This is a genomic window from Gilliamella sp. Pas-s27 (assembly GCF_009795865.1).
GTDB lineage: Bacteria > Pseudomonadota > Gammaproteobacteria > Enterobacterales > Orbaceae > Gilliamella.
Window position 1 is genome coordinate 115,951 of sequence record NZ_WTEW01000002.1, and the last position, 19,401, is coordinate 135,351.

Genomic DNA, 19,401 nt, shown 5'->3' on the forward strand with positions numbered 1-19,401 from the left:
CTTAATAAAAAGGGCAAATAATATTTACCCTGTTTATTATTTCCGAAAATAAAATAGTTATAATATAACTATTTTATTTAAAATTAATTAACCATTTACCATCAGCTTTGATTACTGATATATTTTGTTCTTCTTTTTTAGTATTGTCTTTGAAAAAGACGGTAGTTTTCACTTTAGCCATAGTTTTTTCATCATTAGTATATTCTGCTGGTGCAGATTCAACTTTATCAAGTCCACCATGATCATCAGTGAATTGTTTTCCTCGTGCTAGTGCTTCTTGCATTTTGCTCTTAACAAACATTCTCATATCCATATTTTTGTTATCATCATCTTTAGGGAAATTGATTAGGCTCATAACCGTATCTGTATCACCTTTATAGATTGCTGTGATAAATTTTTCTGATACTTTTTCAGGAGAATCATCATTTGAGCATGCTGTTACCATAAGTGCCAATAAGAAAATGCTTAAAAATTTCATTACTAATTTCATTTTTATTTCCATTCCTAGTATTATTTATGTTTAATATATTAAAATTATGCTCCTAGATTGAATCCACAGAAAAAATCACAGAAAGCGACAAAATCATACTATGTAATATAATAATTGAAAAGTTATATTGTTTTAAACAAATACTACTATTTAAAATTGATAAGAATATCTTGCCAATTTTGGTCTAATTTAGCTTCAATAGTTATTATTTTATTTTGGATGGGATGAGTGATTTCCAGTTTACTGGCATGCAGCATTAATCGTTTGAGATTAAAATAGCTCGAAAATGCTCGATTTTGATGTAAATCACCATGCTTACTATCACCCAATATCGGATGAAAGATATGTTTCATATGACGACGCAATTGATGTTTACGTCCTGTTTGCGGTTTCAATTCCACAAAACTATATCTTGCAGTCTCAAACTTACCAACTTTAATTGGAACTTCGATTTTACTAATAGAGCGATAAGAAGTAATTGCTTCTTGTGCAGGTTTATTCTTGTTAGTAAATTTATCTGCAATTTTGTCTAATTCTTCAACTAAAGGGTAATCGATCACAGATTCCCCTTCAAGATAACCACGCACTATTGCATGATACGTTTTTTCAATTTTTTTTGTCGCAAATTGCTCTGACATCATCCTTGCGACATCACTAGAAAGCGCAAACAGCAAAACACCTGATGTTGGTCTATCTAACCTATGTATAGGGAAAACATGCTGCCCAATCTGATCCCGTAAGGTTTGCATTACAACAGTGGTTTCATGTTTATCTAGCCAACTGCGATGCACAAGCCAACCTGACGGTTTATTAATCGCAATTAAATTAGTATCTTGATAAAGAATTTCAAACACAATATTTATATATTAATAGATTACAAAAAGAGTTTTTCAAGTTCGGCTGCAATGCTTGGACTATTATTATCACCAATAGCATAACTTGCTTTGGCTTTCACTTCATCATCAGCATTACCCATCGCAATACCTAACCCCGCAATAGATAACATACTGATATCATTATAGCTATCACCAAATGCAACAATTTCATTTAAATTAATATTTTCATTCTGTGCCCAATGCATTAAACCATTACCTTTAGTATTGCCTTTTACTGCAACATCTGCACGATTTGCCCAAGACCATTCACAAGAAAACGTACCAAGTTTATCTACTGCATCTGAAAATTGTTGTAACGCTGGTATGTTATGACTACTTGTTGCAAATTTAAAAATAGCACCTGCGTCATCAATCATTTTTTCAAAACTATCGACTTTTTGGATTTTTGGTTGTAAAAAAGAGGGTAATGCATCCACCCATTTAAAAAAACTTTCTAGATGATCATCTAATACTTCATAAGTCATCATTTGATCAGTATAAATTAAAGTATGTATTTTATACTCTTTAACTAATTGTAATAGTCTTTTAGCTTGATCTTTCGTCATGGGTTTAGCAGCAAAAGTTTGGTGATTTTCAAAATCATAAAGATAAGAACCATTACAGCAAATCGTTGGCGTTGATAAACCTAGTTGATAGTAATAAGGATAAATCACCGAATGATGACGTCCTGAAACTAAAATCACTTTCACACCTTTATCACTGATTTTTTTAATTATATCTACTGTTTCTGGCAAAATTAAACGATTACTATTAAGCAATGTCCCATCCATATCAAAGGCAACAGCTTTATATTTCATGTCATTCCTCTTTTTATATCTAATTTTTACTATAAAAATTCACTAACGACTAAAACTAGGTTAACTATTAAGCTATAAATTAATAAGTTAGCGTTAAAATCAAAAATATTAAAGTTCAATTTTTTGGCGGCCGACAAATGAATGTGATAACGTTGTCCCATCTACCATTTCTAACTCGCCACCAACAGGTACACCATGAGCTATTCTTGTTGCTATCACGTTAAACTCTGCACAAATCTGCGCAATATAATTAGCCGTTGCATCACCTTCGACCGTTGGATTTGTTGCTAAAATAACTTCGTTTATTGATTCCATTGCTAACTTATTTTTTAATAAATCAAGACCAATATCGCTAGGACCAATACCATCTAATGGTGATAAATGACCTAATAATACAAAATAACGACCACTATACTGTCCTGTTTGTTCGATGGCAACAATATCAGCTGGCGTTTCAACCACACAAAGCTGACCACTGCTTTGCCGACGAACATTTTTACAAATAGTGCAAATATCTTGTTCAGTAAATGTTCGACATTCTTTACAATGACCTATATTTATCATTGCATCATGCAGATCGTGAGCTAATTTAATGCCACCTTGTCGATTTCGTTGTAATAAATGGAAAGCCATCCGTTGTGCCGATTTTGGTCCGACACCAGGCAAACAACGCAATGCTTCCATAAGTGATTCTAATAATGGACTTATTTGCATGAATTTATTTTGATTCCCACACATTTAAATTTTAAATTAATAATACCTTGTTTCAAGCTTCTATTAAACAAGAATAATTTTGTTAATTTTAATTTAACCAAAATTAAAAAGATTACATAAAGATAAACTTGTAAATTGCAAGTAACTTTTAGCTGTTATATTGCAAAGAATAGAGTCATAAAGCCGTTCTTTCATTTACCTACTTTAGTTTGTTATTATCCTTGCTACTATAATAACTTTTAGGTTCTTCACTTTTTAAAAGACGCATAATATTGCTACTATGACGAATGATAATCAAACATGAAAGCATGGCAACGGGTAAAGTTAACTCAGGCTTAAATAGCCAAACATAAAATGGCGCCATAAGGAAACCAACAATCGCTGCAACCGAAGAATAGCCTGTTATAAGTAATGTAATTAACCAAGTTAAAATAAAACAAGCCGTAAAATCAATACCAATCGGCGCCATCATACCTAACGCAGTTGCAACACCTTTACCGCCACGAAAATGAAAAAAGCAGGGAAAGATATGCCCCAAACAAGCCGAGATACCAATAATACCCAAAAAGAAAGGTGTAATATCAAGTCGATAAGCGATATAAACCGGTATTGCACCTTTTAACATATCAAAGATCAAAACCAAAATAGCAGGTAATTTGCCATTAAGCCGTAATATATTGGTTGCTCCAGGATTGTGCGAGCCATGTTCAGAAGGATTGGGAAAATGCATGATGCGGCTGATAATCATTGCGCCAGAAAGTGAACCTAAAAAATAGGCAATCACAATCATGAATACAATTTGTAATGTCAAAATAGAACTCCTTTCATCGGCCACATCCTGCTGATAATGGAACGTTGAACACTAACCAAACACGTATAAATCTTATCCTACTTATTGTTGATATTTGTTAAAATAAATATGAATTTAAACATATAACAAGAAGAACATTATACTTTACCTATCTTATCTATGTTAAGTAGCATAATAATAGACTACTTATTTTTTTGTTTTTCCAACAACGGTTTTAAATATTGTCCAGTGTAAGAATGTTTAGACTCTGCAACATCTTCCGGTGTCCCTTCAGCAATAATTTCTCCACCGCCGTTGCCACCTTCAGGTCCTAAATCAACTATCCAATCTGCTGTTTTTACCACATCCAGATTATGCTCGATAACCACAATAGTATTTCCTTTATCTCGCAATGAATGCAATTGCGCTAATAATTGCTTAACATCAGCAAAATGCAAACCTGTTGTTGGTTCATCTAAAATATATAAAGTGCGACCAGTATCTCGCTTAGATAACTCTTTTGCAAGTTTGACACGTTGAGCTTCACCGCCCGATAATGTTGTTGCTGATTGCCCAATAGTAATATAAGACAAGCCAACATCAATCAATGTTTGTAACTTACGAGATATCATAGGCACAGCATCAAAAAACTCGCGGCCTTCCTCTACAGTCATATTTAAAATCTCGTTAATTGACTTACCTTTATATTTTATTTCTAAGGTTTCACGATTATAACGAGCACCGTGACACATATCGCAAGGCACATAAATATCTGGCAAAAAGTGCATTTCAACTTTAATTAAACCATCACCTTGACAAGCTTCACAACGACCACCTTTCACATTAAAACTAAATCGACCAGGATTATATCCTCTAGCCCGAGATTCAGGTACTCCAGCATAAAGCTCACGGATAGAAGTAAAAAAACCAGTATACGTTGCTGGATTAGAACGTGGTGTACGCCCTATTGGACTTTGATCTATCGCAATAACTTTATCAAAAAAGTTGAGTCCTTTAATCGATTTATAAGGTGCTATATCGGTTTTTTCAGCACGATTAAGTTCATTTTGTGCAAGAGGATACAAAGTATCATTAATTAATGTTGACTTACCCGAGCCTGAAACACCAGTAATACAAGTAAACAATCCCACAGGGATATTTAATGTGACATCTTTAAGATTATTTCCAGTTGCGCCGACAAGTGATAATATCTTTTTCTTATCAGCTTTAGTACGAACGGCTGGAACTTCAATTTTTTCTTTACCTGATAAATACTGTCCAGTTAAAGATTCCTTACATGACATAATCTGTTTAGGCGTTCCTTGCGCAACAACTTGACCACCATGAACACCAGCACCAGGACCAATATCGATCACATAATCAGCCTCCATAATGGCCTCTTCATCATGCTCAACCACAATAACAGTATTACCTAAATCTCGTAAATGGGTTAAAGTGTCAATCAAACGAGTGTTATCTCGCTGATGTAAACCTATAGAAGGTTCATCAAGCACATACATAACCCCCACTAATCCAGCACCAATTTGACTAGCTAATCGAATACGTTGAGCCTCACCACCTGATAGGGTTTCGGCAGATCGTGATAAAGATAAATAATTAAGCCCGACATTAATTAGAAATTGCAAACGATCATTAATTTCTTTTAAGATTTTTTCGGCAATTTGCGCTCGCTGTCCTGTTAATCTCAACTTATCAAAAAAATCTTTAGCTTGTTGTGTGCTAAGATCACTAATTGTTGGTAGATTGGTATCATTAATAAATACATTTCTTGCCGTTGTACATAATCTTGAACCGTCACAACAAGGACAAGGTCGATGACTAATATATTTTGCCAATTCTTCACGAATGGTTTGTGATTCAGTTTCTTTGTAGCGGCGGGCTAAATTATTAAGGATACCTTCAAATGGATGTTTACGTTTAACAACATCACCACGATCATTTGAATAAACAAACTGAATTTCAGCTTCACCAGATCCATTTAACAAAATATTTTTTATCTTTTCTGGCAATTTTTCATACGGTTTATCGATATCAAATTTATAATGATCCGCTAATGATTTTAACATCTGAAAATAATAAAAATTACGACGATCCCAACCTTTAATTGCCCCTGCTGCTAACGAAACCTCTGGCATTTGAACAATACGGTTAGGATCAAAATATTGCTGCACTCCCAACCCATCACACTCAGGACAAGCACCAGCAGGATTATTGAATGAAAACAACCGAGGCTCTAACTCCGAAATACTATAACCACAAATAGGGCAAGCAAAATTAGCTGAAAACAGATATTCTTCAGCTTGTGGATCATCCAAGTTAGCAACTTTAACAATACCATTCGTGATCGAAAGCACTGTTTCAATTGACTCTGCCAGCCGTAATTTTAAATCATCACGAATGCGAAAACGGTCAACAACCACCTCAATGGTATGTTTTTTTTGCAACTCAAGGGCTGGAGGATCCGAAAGATCATACACATCGCCATCAACTCTCACCCGAATATAACCACTAGCAGCTAACTGTTCAAACAGTTTAACAAATTCCCCTTTACGTTCAATAACCACAGGGGCTAATAGCATATAACGATTGTCAGTCGGTAACGCCATAATACTATCAACCATTTGTGAAACTGTTTGTGCTGCTAAAGGCAAATGATGTTCTGGGCAACGTGGCTCACCAATTCTAGCAAAAAGTAAACGCAAATAATCATAAATTTCAGTAATAGTCCCAACAGTTGAGCGAGGATTATGTGAAGTCGATTTTTGCTCGATTGAAATCGCAGGCGATAAACCTTCAATATGATCGACATCGGGTTTTTCCATCAATGACAAAAACTGACGAGCATATGCCGACAACGACTCCACATAACGTCGCTGCCCTTCCGCATAGAGAGTATCAAATGCTAACGAAGATTTACCTGATCCCGAAAGCCCAGTAATCACAACGAGCTTATCTCTAGGAATGGTGACATTAATATTTTTTAGATTGTGCGTTCTGGCACCACGGATATCGATATCTTTGATTGACATAGATCTCTCTTATGTTTGTTTTTAAAAAATGGATGAAAAATTAACTGTATATTATACCAGTGAGAATCGATTAAATATACTACTATATAAATAGATACGCTAATTGGTGACTTACAACAAAACGTAAATTTTTCTAAAAATTTTGATAAGAACATCAACTCAAAGAATTATTTCTAACAAGTTGAAACCAAAAAACGGTCATCAATGACCGTCTTTTACAAATATAGATTAACCAATTAATTTAGGAGTAGCATCAGCAGGAATAATTGCACCACGATATTGTATAACCGTACCGGCAACCAAATGGCCTTGCAATGCTGATTGAGATGGATTTTGTCCAGTTAAACGCGCACCAAGGTATCCTGCACTAAATGAATCCCCCGCGGCGGTAGTATCAATCACTTTATCTTTTGCGATCTTATTAGCTGGAACATCAAAACGCCCTTCAACTGAATCAATAATACAACTATCGCTACCACGTTTAATAACAATTTCAGTCACACCAAAGTTTTTTGTACGTTCAATCACTTGCTCATAAGGCTGCTTGCCCCATAACAAATCTTCGTCATCTAATGTTAAAAATGCAATATCGGTCAAACTAAGAATATCAGCATAAACACTACGAGCCAAATCAAGACTACTCCATAGACGTGGACGGAAGTTATTATCAAAAATAACCTTACCACCATTAGCCTTAACTTGTTTTAAAAGATCTAACAATTTAAGGATACTTTCAGCATCTAAAATCGCAATACTAATACCACTTAAATACACATAATCACATTGTCCAATTTGTTGCGTTATTTTATCTGTGTCAGTTGTTTTTAACCAAAATTTAGCTGCTGCATCATTACGCCAATAATAAAAAGAACGCTCACCTTGCTCATCGGTCACAATAGAATAAAGACCGGGCATTTTATCTGACATTCTTTGAACTAAATCGGTTTGAATATTTTCTTTTTGCCAACTATCTAACATCTCTTGACTAAAAGGATCTGTGCCAAGCCCTGTTACATAATGAATTGAAAAATCATTACCTTTTAATAAACGCGATAAATAAACAGAGGTATTAAGTGTATCACCACCAAAACCACGCGTAGTCGAATCTTGTTTCATCGACAATTCAATCATGCATTCGCCAATCACAGCGATATTTGTCGTCATATTATACCTATATCTTTGACTTAATTATAAATAATCCAGTGCAATTTTCACCACAACTTTACGAACTGTTTCAATCTTATTATCAATAGCACAAAGTGGCTTATGTACCTCGTTAGGTAAAAAAACAATAAAATCATTTGGCTGTAATATTAGCATAGTCTCCTCTTTTGGTGTTTCGATAAAAGCAATATCGTTTTCTGCTAACTTATCGTCTAACACCTTGGTATAAGGTGGTAACGTGCACACAGCCATCCCCTCTTGCCCGTCTAAAACAATCTGAACATCGATATATTTTTCATGATATTCAGGATTAGCCTCATCAATATAACGTGATTGACTATCAGAAACCATAAAAAACATATTATCACCATCAATATCATACCGCCCTACAGGGGTATTAATATTAACGTTATCTTTAATATATTCAATTGATTGTTTTATTTTACTAGGTAAATAAGGAACTAGCCTTAAATGATTAATATTACCTAAAATCATACTAAAAAGTCCTTAAAATATTGATAAAATAAATACTGACAATTGAATTACTCACTATTAACATACACCATGATAATCCAATTTAATTGATAAAGAGTATATACTTAAGTCAATCATTTTTGTAGATCATTTATTAATAAGTGTTTTATCATTTTTTATATTTTTATTAGCATGATATACTTTAAATATTGTTATAATGGAAGTAAATAACATGAAGATTTTTATAATAAATTTAGAAAGAAAATCGACTAAGAAAGAATGATAGCATTCTGGTTCAGAAAACAGTTTATCAATAGATTTGAAAAAACAAAAAACTAAAATAATAAATTATTAATAAAAATTAAATGAAAGTTATATAACTCAGGCACTTTTTAAGTTTTTATTCTTATGATTTAATTAGTAATTGCAACACCAATAAAAACTTAAATAAAATCAATGACTTTCTTGACCGTTTTTTTGATAAATCTAATTTATAAAAAATTTCAAACAAATAAAATATATGAAATAGGGTACTATGATATTTTTAACAATAAGTTCAACAGATGGTTTTAATTTATCGTTATCTATTATATGACGATTCAATTCAATTTGGTTTTCTGCATCAAAAAGCAATTTTCTTAACCATTTTTCTTTCAATTTATTCACGACATCGGAATATATCCAATTTATTCCCTTTACTTCCCAGCTGGGAAACAATGCGAGAATTTCCTACAAATTATTACTTGACTTTTACTTATGTATCTCCAAACTAATCACCTTATTAATAAAGCTCACCAATCAACTATATAAAGGTAAAAAATGAAGTTAGAAACTATCGAGCAAAAAGCAAGCTATGCAATCGGCTTACAAATTGGACAGCAATTAAAAGAATCTGGATTAAAAAATTTAGAACTTAATGCGTTAAAATTAGCAATGGAAGATGTATTATCCGGTAATCAACCTGCCCTACCGCTACAAGAATTACATGATGCCTTACGTCATGTTCATGAACAAGCAACGAAAGAAAAGGCTAAGCAAGCCGAAAAAATAGCTCAAGCAGGTAAAGATTTTCTAGCAGAAAACATCCAAAAAGAAGGCATTAAATCGACTGAGTCTGGTTTACAATACGAAATCATCAAACAAGGTGATGGCGCATTACCTAAAGCAACCGATCGCGTACAAGTTCATTATACGGGGCAATTGATTGATGGTACAGTATTTGATAGTTCTGTTGAACGAGGACAACCAGCTGAATTTCCAGTCAATGGAGTGATTAAAGGCTGGGTTGAAGCGTTACAACTTATGCCAGAAGGTTCAAAATGGCGTTTATATATTCCTCAAGAATTAGCTTATGGTGCTCAAGGTGCTGGCGCATCAATTCCACCATACAGCGCATTAATTTTTGATGTTGAATTATTAAAAGTTTTATAAGCAAGAATGGACGCTACTTGGCGTCCATTTGTTTTGAACGATTATCGTTTAGGAAGCTGATAAGCACTAAATGCCGCCAGTAACAATAAAATACTCGCCGTACCAAACGCAACTAAATGAGTGTGTAAATGATCATAAGCCCATCCACCTAACCATGAACCAATCATCGCACCAATTTGATGTCCCAAATAGGTTAATCCTGAAAGTAGTCCCACAATTTTTACACCATAAATATCAGCGGTAATGGCTCCAGACATCGACAAAGCACCAGCCCAAACCAAACCACCCACTGCTGCAATAGTAAAAAGCTGCCATTTAGTTGATGCTAAAACAAGAGCAATAAAACCTAAACCTCGTATTAAATAGACCATCATTAAAATGTTTTTTCGTTGCACTATATCAGATAAATAACCCAAAACTAAGGTACTAAAAATAGCGACTAAACCAATCAAACCAATACCATTAGAGCTAGTGATAGGATCAAATCCATGATCGATAAGCATTGGGACTCCATGTGTTCCTAATAAATTCATACTGAAGCCACAGGTAAAAAGCCCAAAACTCAGTTGCCAAAATGGACGTGTTTTTAACACATCTATAAGTTTGATACTAGGCTCTATTTTTTGATTGATAACAGGCTCTATACTAGAGACTTCGATTTCAGATTGATTATCTTTCATAATAAACAAAGCAATAGGCAAAGCGATAATCATAAAAATCACAGCAAACGAAATTAGCGTTGTTTGCCATCCATAAATAGGAATGAAGAAAGCAAAAACAGGTAACATCACTGCAATACCTGCCATACTTCCTGTTGATAAAATAAATAAAGCCAATCCTCTACGCTTGATAAACCAACGTGCCACAATAGGCGTAAAACTGACAGAACCAACAAAAGAAGTACCAAAAGATAATGCAACACCAAAAGATAGAAAAAAGTTCCAATAATCAGTTGAGTTAGTAGCCCAAACAGTAGAAATAATAATAATGATGGAACCAAATATTAGGACAAAACGAGTGCCATATTTACCAACTAAATATCCCGCTATTGGCATAGCAATTCCAGAGAAAAGCATACCTATAGCAATAATTCCAGAAAGAACGCTACGACTAAAATTAAGATCATTTACAATGGGAAGAAAAAAAACTCCCATACTCATCCTCAAGCCACTAGAAAGCATAGTGAGAAAAGAAGCCGCAATAACGATATTCCACCCAAAATACCACGGAGATCGTATAATAACTCCTAATTATATTTTTATATAAAACGGTTCAAAAATTGTAGCATTTAAGTTTAGCTGATGTGTATAAGTTATGTATTTTCCGCTATAATATTTATTTATATTAATAAAAAATTAAGGAAAGTTATATGTCAATAAATATGGTTCGTATCGCAATTGCTGGTGCTGGTGGCAAAATGGGACGACAACTCATCCAAGCTGTTTCACAAATTAAGGGGGTAACCTTAGGCGCAGCATTTGAACAAGCAAGTTCCTCACTAATTGGTAGTGATGCTGGTGAGCTTGCAGGGATCGGTATTTGTGGCATTAAAGTCACCGATAATCTAGAGCAAGCTAAAGATCAATTTGACGTATTAATCGATTTTACGCGGCCTGAAGGCACACTCTCCCACTTAGCTTTTTGTGTTGAAAATAAAAAAATGATAATCATTGGCACAACTGGTTTTGATGATGCAGGCAAACAAGCAATTGCTGATGCCGCTAAAAATATTGCCATTGTCTTTGCCGCAAACTTCAGTGTCGGTGTTAACTTAGTGCTGAAATTATTGGAAAAAGCCACCAAAATTATGGGCAATTATACCGATATTGAAATTATTGAGGCCCATCACCGTCACAAGGTCGACGCGCCGTCTGGTACAGCATTAGCCATGGGTGAAGCCATTGCAGATGCACTTGATTGCAACTTAAAAGATCGTGCAGTTTACTGTCGTGAAGGTCATACAGGGGAAAGACCTAATGGCGCTATTGGCTTTGCAACTATCCGAGCCGGTGACATAGTAGGAGAACATACTGCTATCTTTGCCGATATTGGTGAGCGCGTTGAAATTAGTCATAAAGCATCTAGCCGCATGACATTTGCTAATGGCGCGGTGAAAGCGGCACTTTGGCTTGCCAAACAGCCGACGGGGCTATATGACATGCGTGATGTTTTGAATTTAAATAATCTATAACACCAACATGTCAGATGAAGTTTGGATGAAGCATGCTTTAATGCTTGCTAAACGCGCCGAATCACTTGGGGAAATCCCTGTCGGTGCGGTGATTATTGATCAGAACAATCAAATTGTGGGCGAAGGCTTTAATCAATCCATTATCAAACATAATCCTACCTCACATGCCGAAATAATAGCAATTGAACAGGCAGGTAACTATTTAAATAACTATCGAATAATTAATACAACACTTTATGTCACACTTGAGCCTTGTATTATGTGTGCAGGAGCTATTATCCATAGTCGAATTAAACGTGTTGTTTATGGTGCTAGTGATTATAAAACTGGCGCAGCAGGTTCATTTGTCAATATTCTTGCTCAGAAAGGCATCAACCATTATGCTGAAGTGACTGGCGGAGTACTAGCTAACGAATGTAGCACTATTTTAAGTGAGTTTTTTAAAAAACGGCGTTTACAAAAAAAACTGAAAAATATAGTTGTCAAAAAATCTTAGATAACTAGGTATTTGGGTATAAGAGGCGAAAGTTTACCCTTATCTTAATTTAATAAAAAATGGGTTCACTTATTCTTTTTATCAAGGAATATTGCTAGAATCTAATTTAATTTTTTGAAAAAATAATTTGAGTATTATTAATGAAAAAACATACATTAGAAATGATGATATCTGCTAATGATATCCAAAACCGTGTCATTGAGCTTGGACAACAAATTAGTAAAGATTATCAAAATAGTCAAAACGAACTTATTTTAGTTGGGCTTTTACGTGGTTCTTTTATTTTTATGGCCGATTTGAGCCGAGCCATTACAATTGGTCATGAAGTTGATTTTATGACGGCTTCAAGTTACGGCAATGCTACAATTAGTAATCGTGACGTTAAAATATTAAAAGATTTAGATGAAGATATCCGTGATAAAGATGTATTAATCATTGAGGATATTATTGATACAGGTAATACACTAAGTAAAGTCATGGCTATTTTAAAGTTGCGACACCCACGCAGTATTGAAATTTGCACGCTATTAGATAAACCGTCACGGCGTGAAGTTGACGTGCCTGTTAAATATATCGGATTTTCAATTCCCGACGAATTTGTAGTAGGTTATGGTATTGACTATGCACAGCACTATCGTCATTTACCTTATATTGGTCATGTAAGTTTACTCGAATCTTAATATTATACGAGGTATATGTGTCACGATTTTCCTGCTCATTAGGTTTACTTTTGATAATGACAGCAACATCAAGTTATGCTGACATGAAATTATCCATAAAAGGATTATCAGGAGAATTAGCCGACAACGTTGATGCACGCATTTCATTAATTACCCCCAATAAAGTTGAAAATACACCTAATTTTAAGCGGTATTTTGAAAGTGAAGTGAAAAAGGCACTACGTGCTTTAGGTTATTATTCGCCCACTTTTGAATATAACGAGCAAGATACCAAAGTTCTTACCGTTAACATATCACCAGGTACACCTATATTAGTTGAGCAACTTAATGTGAATATAACAGGTGACGGACAACAAGATCCTGATTTTAACTATTTACTAAAAAACAACTTACCTAAAATAGGCGATGTATTAAATCATGGTATTTATGAGTCATTTAAAAAAAGCCTACAAAGTTTATCACTAGAAAAAGGTTACTTTGATGCCGATATGCCTAAACATCAATTAGCAGTTTCCACATCTGAAAATAAAGCCTTTTGGAATATTGATTACACTACAGGTAAACGTTATCGTCTTGGAAAAGTGACTTTTCATAACGCCAAAATTCGTGACGATTATTTAGCTAATATTGTGCCATTTAAAGACGGTGAAGAGTATACCGCTGAAAAGTTATCATTATTAAATAGACGCCTTACCTCAACAAACTGGTTTAATTCTGTAGTTGTCGTGCCTGATTTTCCTCATTTAACAGAAGATAAAGTACTTCCAATTGATGTTGAAACCTCGCCACGTAAAAAAAACAACATGGACTTAGGTTTAGGATTTTCAACCGATAACGGTGTACATGGTAAAATTGGCTGGAATAAACCGTGGTTCAATAGCCGAGGACAAAGCTTTCAAAGTAACTTATCACTATCCTCACCAGAACAAATCATTACCATGAGTTACAAAATACCATTAAAAAAATCACCTATTGAGCAGTATTATACGATTCAAGGTGGTTATAAAAAAATTGATAATAATGATACTTACTCACGTTCTCATACCTTTGGAGTGCTACGCAACTGGGATAATTTTTATGGATGGCAAACTGCTTTAGGTTTCAATATGTTACGCGATGACTTTACCCAAGGTGATGCAAGCTTCAAAACATTTTTGTATTATCCTTCACTTAGCTTATCTAGAATCCGTTCAGATGGTGATTTATTAGCAATGTGGGGAGATTCACAACGTTACTCTATTGAAGCCGCAGGAGATTCATTAGGGTCAGATATCAATTTAATTCGCTTTCAAGCACAACAATCTTGGATTCGTTCTATCCAAAAATCACATCGATTTATCGCTCGTGGTAATTTTGGCATTATACAAGCAAGTAATTTTGACCGAGTTCCACCATCATTCCGATTTTTTGCTGGTGGTGAACGTAGTATTCGAGGCTATAGCTATCAATCTATTTCACCTAAAGACAAAAAAGGCAAATTAAAAGGTGCATCAAAACTCATTACAGGCTCAATTGAATATCAATATAATTTATCTGGTTCATGGTGGGGAGCCGCATTTGTCGATACTGGCGAAGCAATAGACAAAGTTGATAGGACAAAATTTTACACAGGAACAGGCATTGGCATTCGTTGGGCTTCGCCTATTGGCCCCATAAAAATGGATTTAGCTACACCACTAAACAAAAACACGGGTTCTATTCACCTATATATTGGTCTAGGAAGCGAATTATAATATGGCTAAAAATTTAGTTAGAATTAAAAAAGTAAAAAGACTAAAACGAATACGAAAATGGAAAAAACGAAGCATAGCCATTTTATCTGTTATTGTCTTTCTCATTATTTTTGTTATCTTGTTTATATATACTAGCCTTGGTGTAAAACTAACCACCTATGCTTTAAATAAATTTCTACCTGAATTAAAGATAGCTAAAATTGAAGGCACATTTCATGATCTGCATATACAAGGGCTCTCGCTTGAATTACCGGGTGTCAATGTTCAAGTTAATGATGCTTCACTTTCGCTAGCAGGACTTTGTTTATTAAAAACTGAAGTATGCATAAGCCAGTTTGATGCTAACGGCGTAAAGGTTGATATTAATACTAAGCAAATAGAAAGCACGCCAGACAGCCCTGATTCTAGTCCTACGTCAGAAGCCCCTTTTACGCTTAAAACACCGTTACCAATAGACCTTAAAATGGTTCACCTAACTGGTGTCAACGTCACCGTGGATGATATGCAATTTGGCATGTCAGATTTTACTGGTAAAGCTACATGGGCAAGTAAACAGATTTATGTTTATCCTGCTGTTGCAACGGATCTAAGTGCTATTTTTGCAGATAATAAAGCAATCGATGTGCCCGTAAAAAAAACAGATGACAACAATATTGCACTTAATGAAAAAATCACACAACTATTTAATCAACCTCTAATTGAATCACTACCTCAAGTTAACATTCCATTAGATATTAATGTAACAAGCTTAACAGGTAATAATTGGCTATTACATATTGGTGGACAAGATTATCGATTTAACAATGTTGCAATTCAAACAAATATTATTGATAGTCGTATTATTGTAAAAAAAATAGACACCGATGCAACAACACCTTATGCAAGTGGGCATGCTTCTGTGTCGGGTGAAATTACATTACGTGATGAATGGCCACTATTGGCATTAGTAAAAGCAAATACCGAACATAACCAATTCAATGCACAATTTTCAGGAAAATTACTTGGAGAGCTGTTAACCAACGCAACCCTTGATGGCTTAAATCAAATCAAAATGAATGGTCACATCAATTTTATAGAAAAATACTTACCTATCATGACCCAAATTGAGGGTAAACACATCCAATGGCCAATTGAAGGAGAAGCACAGTATCAATTAAATGATTTTGTGGCATCAATAAATGGTAATGTGCAACAATATCAAATGTCAGCAAAAGGCGATCTAAAAGGAAAAGAATTCGCCAACACAATCTTTGATATTGCAGGTACAGGCACCAATCAAGATGCAACCATTGATCATGGCATCATAAAATTACCTCAAGGTGAAATTAACATAGCAGGAACAGCCAATTGGCAACAAGCACTACAATGGGATACGAACATAAAACTCAATAAGGTTGATATCACCAAAGAAGTGCCAAATTATCCAATTCGATTAAACGGTCAACTAAAAACAACCGGTTCATTAGAAGGTGATAAATGGGAATTTAAATTATCCGATTTGCAATTAAAAGGTAATGTCAATCATGCTGATTTATTAGCCTCTGGTAACGTATTTGTTAATTCTGAAAACAAAGCCACTGCCGATGATTTTGTAGTCAGGTGGGGAAAAAATCAAATCAATTTAAATGGCTCAATTGAAAAAGGCAACTTACTAGCTAAGCTAAATCTTGAATCATTATCGTTATTAGTTGATGGTATGCAAGGCGCTATTGTAGGTGATATTAAACTCAATGGTTCAACTAACAATACTATTATCAATACCAATGTATCGGTTAACTCACTTTCTTTGGGAACAATCAAAGTAGCTAAAGCTAATCTTACTAGTAAAATTGAATATAAAGAACAATTTAGTGGCGATATCAAGCTTACTGGACAATCAATAGAACTGCCAAGTCAAACCATCAAAAATGCCAATATTGAAGTATCTGGTAACGAAAACCACCACACCCTAACGATGAAAATCGATGGCAATCCAGCATCATTAACAACTTCATTAATAGGACAACTAGATAAAACTCGCACAAAATGGATCGGAACAATTCCACATGCACGACTCAATTTAGGCAAGAATAATAACTGGCAACTCACTAAATCATTGGATTTATCTTATGATATCAACAATCAAATACCTGCCATTAATGCTCACTGTTGGGTGAATGAAAATTCAAGTATATGCCTTGATAAACAATTATTGATAGCTAAAAATACTGATACCAGTATCACATTGAAAAAAATCAATCTATCTAAATTACCAATACTAAATGAGGGTGAAACAACACTTGCTGGTAATGTTAATGGTAAAATAAACATCCAATTTAATAGCGACAATACAATACCATCAATAAAAGCGAATGTAACAAGTAATGATGTTTATATTCAACAAATGGTCACCTCGCAAGCACTATCACTACCGTTCAAACTATTCAAAATTGATGCAGAGTTTAATCAGCAACAAGCTAAATTAGATTGGAACTTTGACTTAAACCAACTAGGCAAAATTAACGGTAATATTGCTATTATAGATCCAAATGAACAAAAAAAATTAAGTGGTCAGTTAAAGATAGATCACTTGGCATTAGCAATTATTAATCCATTATTAGACAGCAAAGATTATGCTAAAGGCGACATTAATGGAATGGTTAAATTTTCAGGATCATTAAATGATCCGTTATTAACAGGTAATATAAACCTGAAACATAGCGAAATACAATCAAACCAATTACCGATTGATATTAAATCCGCTAAGGTTGATATTAACTTCAATGGTAAATCATCCACATTAAAAGGTGTTTTAACCACGCGTGCAGGTAACGTTAATATTAACGGTAATGCTAGCTGGAACAATTTTGATAAATGGCAAGCATCGTTAACTGTTAATGGTGCTGCAATGGAGGTTTCAGTACCACCAATGATTGTTATGACTATTGTTCCTGATATAAAAATCAATGCCACACAAGATGAAATAACCTTATTAGGAAAGGTGAGTATCCCTAAAGGGAAAATAACGGTTGAATCACTGCCTGCATCAAGTGTTGATGTATCACCTGACGAAGTGATGCTCGACAGCAATCGAAAAGAAATAAAACCCCAAGAGTTTGGCATGAAAATCTATAGCCATATTGAAATTGATATCGGTGATAAAGTAAGTGTCGATGCATTTGGTTTAAAAGCCTCGCTTAAAGGTAATTTGATTGCAACACAAACTAATAAAGGACTTGATCTGCATGGAGAAGTATTAATACCAACAGGACGATTCCATGCCTATGGACAAGACTTAATTATTCATAAAGGCGTCATTACCTTTTCAGGTTCAACAGATCAAGCAATACTTGATATCGAAGCCATTCGCAATCCAGAAGCAATGGAAAACAATAATATCACGGCAGGAATTCGTGTTACAGGATCGTCGGAATCCCCTAAAGTTGAAGTGTTTTCAGATCCGGCCATGTCACAACAAGAAGCCTTATCGTACTTAATTCGAGGTCAAGGGCTTGATAGTGCTGAACAAAGTGATAGCGACATGATGACTGCACTACTGATTGGTATTGGCACAGCAAAAACAGGCAAATATATTGGTGATATCGGCAATGCATTTGGCATCAAAAACCTAACTATTGACACGCAAGGCGCTGGGAACAACTCTAAGGTCGTGGTTAGTGGGTATATCTTACCTCACTTACAACTAAAATATGGTGTTGGCATTTTTGATTCATTGGCAACGTTTACTTTACGTTATAGACTGATGCCAAACCTTTACTTGGATGCGACATCAAGCTTAGCGCAAACATTGGATCTGATTTATCAATTTGATTTTTAATATTACGGCAAAATCCCTCGCATTTTTTACAGTAATTCAAAAAATTGCAGTAATAAACATAAAAAACAAAATTAACGCCTTATCATAGACAAGAGATATGGCGCTTATATCATAAAGAAAATATAACGGTCGCTGATTTAGCTAAACATTTTATGTTTTGTCAAAAAATTTCAGGAATGTACTACGTTTACGTAAGAAATCCCAAAAAATCATACATAAATTAATAAGGGTGAAGTTATTATTATTGCTTTTTTAACCACGATTTCACCACAAAAACAACGTCGCTAAGCTAACTTGAATTATTAATATTAAACAACATGATGGTTAAAAATTAGTTAAAATTTGGCCCAAAATACGCTATACTTTATGCAATTATACAATTTAATTCAGTGAGACTATCTATTAGATAACGACATTAGAGAGCCACATTGGATAATTAAATTAGATAACATTAATTATTTGAATCATTACAACAAACTAAAAGATATTATTCTTTATTTTAATTAAATCAATAAGTAAGTAAGGAAAGGAAAAAGCATGGCAAACAAGTTTGACCGTTTGGTTGACAAGTTAGGTGAGGGATTGGTTAATGAGTTAATTGATGGGTTGAAAAGTGTGAGCCATAATCGGTATACGCTAACAGTGGAGGGGCTGGGTTCACCGGTGTCGGTGTTGCAG

At 34.5% G+C, this 19,401-nt stretch carries 15 protein-coding genes; 6 read left to right on the forward strand and 9 right to left on the reverse strand.

What is annotated here, in order from left to right:
* Positions 1-73: 73 nt before the first annotated feature.
* From GQ589_RS01715 to GQ589_RS01750, 8 genes are all read right to left on the reverse strand, one after another.
* On the reverse strand, positions 74-490 hold the full coding sequence (locus GQ589_RS01715; protein ID WP_160424162.1) for a DUF4878 domain-containing protein: 417 nt from the start codon (positions 488-490) through the stop codon (positions 74-76).
* A gap of 146 nt (positions 491-636) precedes the next feature.
* Entirely contained in the window at positions 637-1,344 is a 708-nt protein-coding gene (gene truC, locus GQ589_RS01720; RefSeq protein ID WP_160399694.1) for a tRNA pseudouridine(65) synthase TruC, read from the reverse strand.
* Between the two features lie 20 nt (positions 1,345-1,364).
* Positions 1,365-2,183 carry a pyridoxal phosphatase gene (locus GQ589_RS01725; protein ID WP_160424165.1) on the reverse strand — a complete coding sequence of 273 codons (819 nt, stop codon included), beginning with the start codon at positions 2,181-2,183 and terminating at the stop codon, positions 1,365-1,367.
* Between the two features lie 108 nt (positions 2,184-2,291).
* The gene (gene recR, locus GQ589_RS01730) at positions 2,292-2,897 is read right to left on the reverse strand and encodes a recombination mediator RecR (protein WP_160399692.1); all 606 of its coding nucleotides are present in this window, start codon (positions 2,895-2,897) and stop codon (positions 2,292-2,294) included.
* A gap of 199 nt (positions 2,898-3,096) precedes the next feature.
* Complete coding sequence (plsY, locus tag GQ589_RS01735) at positions 3,097-3,708, reverse strand: glycerol-3-phosphate 1-O-acyltransferase PlsY (protein ID WP_160424167.1); 612 nt, start codon at positions 3,706-3,708, stop codon at positions 3,097-3,099.
* Positions 3,709-3,890: 182 nt separating this feature from the next.
* Complete coding sequence (gene uvrA / locus GQ589_RS01740) at positions 3,891-6,731, reverse strand: excinuclease ABC subunit UvrA (RefSeq protein ID WP_160424192.1); 2,841 nt, start codon at positions 6,729-6,731, stop codon at positions 3,891-3,893.
* Positions 6,732-6,965: 234 nt separating this feature from the next.
* On the reverse strand, positions 6,966-7,901 hold the full coding sequence (locus GQ589_RS01745) for a sugar kinase (RefSeq protein ID WP_160399690.1): 936 nt from the start codon (positions 7,899-7,901) through the stop codon (positions 6,966-6,968).
* Positions 7,902-7,925: 24 nt separating this feature from the next.
* Positions 7,926-8,396, reverse strand: a complete 471-nt coding sequence (locus GQ589_RS01750; protein WP_160424169.1) for a YhcH/YjgK/YiaL family protein — start codon at positions 8,394-8,396, stop codon at positions 7,926-7,928.
* 798 nt (positions 8,397-9,194) lie between these two features.
* On the opposite strand from GQ589_RS01750, the gene GQ589_RS01755 reads away from it, so the two are divergent.
* Positions 9,195-9,806, forward strand: coding sequence for an FKBP-type peptidyl-prolyl cis-trans isomerase (locus tag GQ589_RS01755; protein WP_160424171.1), 612 nt, complete (start codon positions 9,195-9,197; stop codon positions 9,804-9,806).
* 41 nt (positions 9,807-9,847) lie between these two features.
* On the opposite strand, the gene GQ589_RS01760 is transcribed toward GQ589_RS01755, so the two are convergent.
* Complete coding sequence (locus GQ589_RS01760; protein ID WP_370519406.1) at positions 9,848-11,047, reverse strand: MFS transporter; 1,200 nt, start codon at positions 11,045-11,047, stop codon at positions 9,848-9,850.
* Between the two features lie 128 nt (positions 11,048-11,175).
* Between GQ589_RS01760 and dapB the strand changes: the two genes are divergently transcribed.
* The 5 genes from dapB (at position 11,176) to GQ589_RS01785 (ending at position 18,723) form a co-directional block, all read left to right on the forward strand.
* Positions 11,176-11,997 (forward strand): 4-hydroxy-tetrahydrodipicolinate reductase, encoded by an 822-nt coding sequence (gene dapB, locus GQ589_RS01765; RefSeq protein ID WP_160424175.1) that lies wholly within the window; start codon positions 11,176-11,178, stop codon positions 11,995-11,997.
* A gap of 7 nt (positions 11,998-12,004) precedes the next feature.
* On the forward strand, positions 12,005-12,493 hold the full coding sequence (tadA, locus tag GQ589_RS01770) for a tRNA adenosine(34) deaminase TadA (protein WP_160424177.1): 489 nt from the start codon (positions 12,005-12,007) through the stop codon (positions 12,491-12,493).
* Between the two features lie 140 nt (positions 12,494-12,633).
* On the forward strand, positions 12,634-13,173 hold the full coding sequence (gene hpt, locus GQ589_RS01775; protein WP_160411697.1) for a hypoxanthine phosphoribosyltransferase: 540 nt from the start codon (positions 12,634-12,636) through the stop codon (positions 13,171-13,173).
* A 56-nt stretch (positions 13,174-13,229) separates the two neighbouring features.
* On the forward strand, positions 13,230-14,906 hold the full coding sequence (locus tag GQ589_RS01780; protein ID WP_160424179.1) for an autotransporter assembly complex family protein: 1,677 nt from the start codon (positions 13,230-13,232) through the stop codon (positions 14,904-14,906).
* Position 14,907: 1 nt separating this feature from the next.
* Positions 14,908-18,723 carry a translocation/assembly module TamB domain-containing protein gene (locus GQ589_RS01785; RefSeq protein WP_160424181.1) on the forward strand — a complete coding sequence of 1,272 codons (3,816 nt, stop codon included), beginning with the start codon at positions 14,908-14,910 and terminating at the stop codon, positions 18,721-18,723.
* The last annotated feature ends 678 nt before the right edge of the window (positions 18,724-19,401 follow it).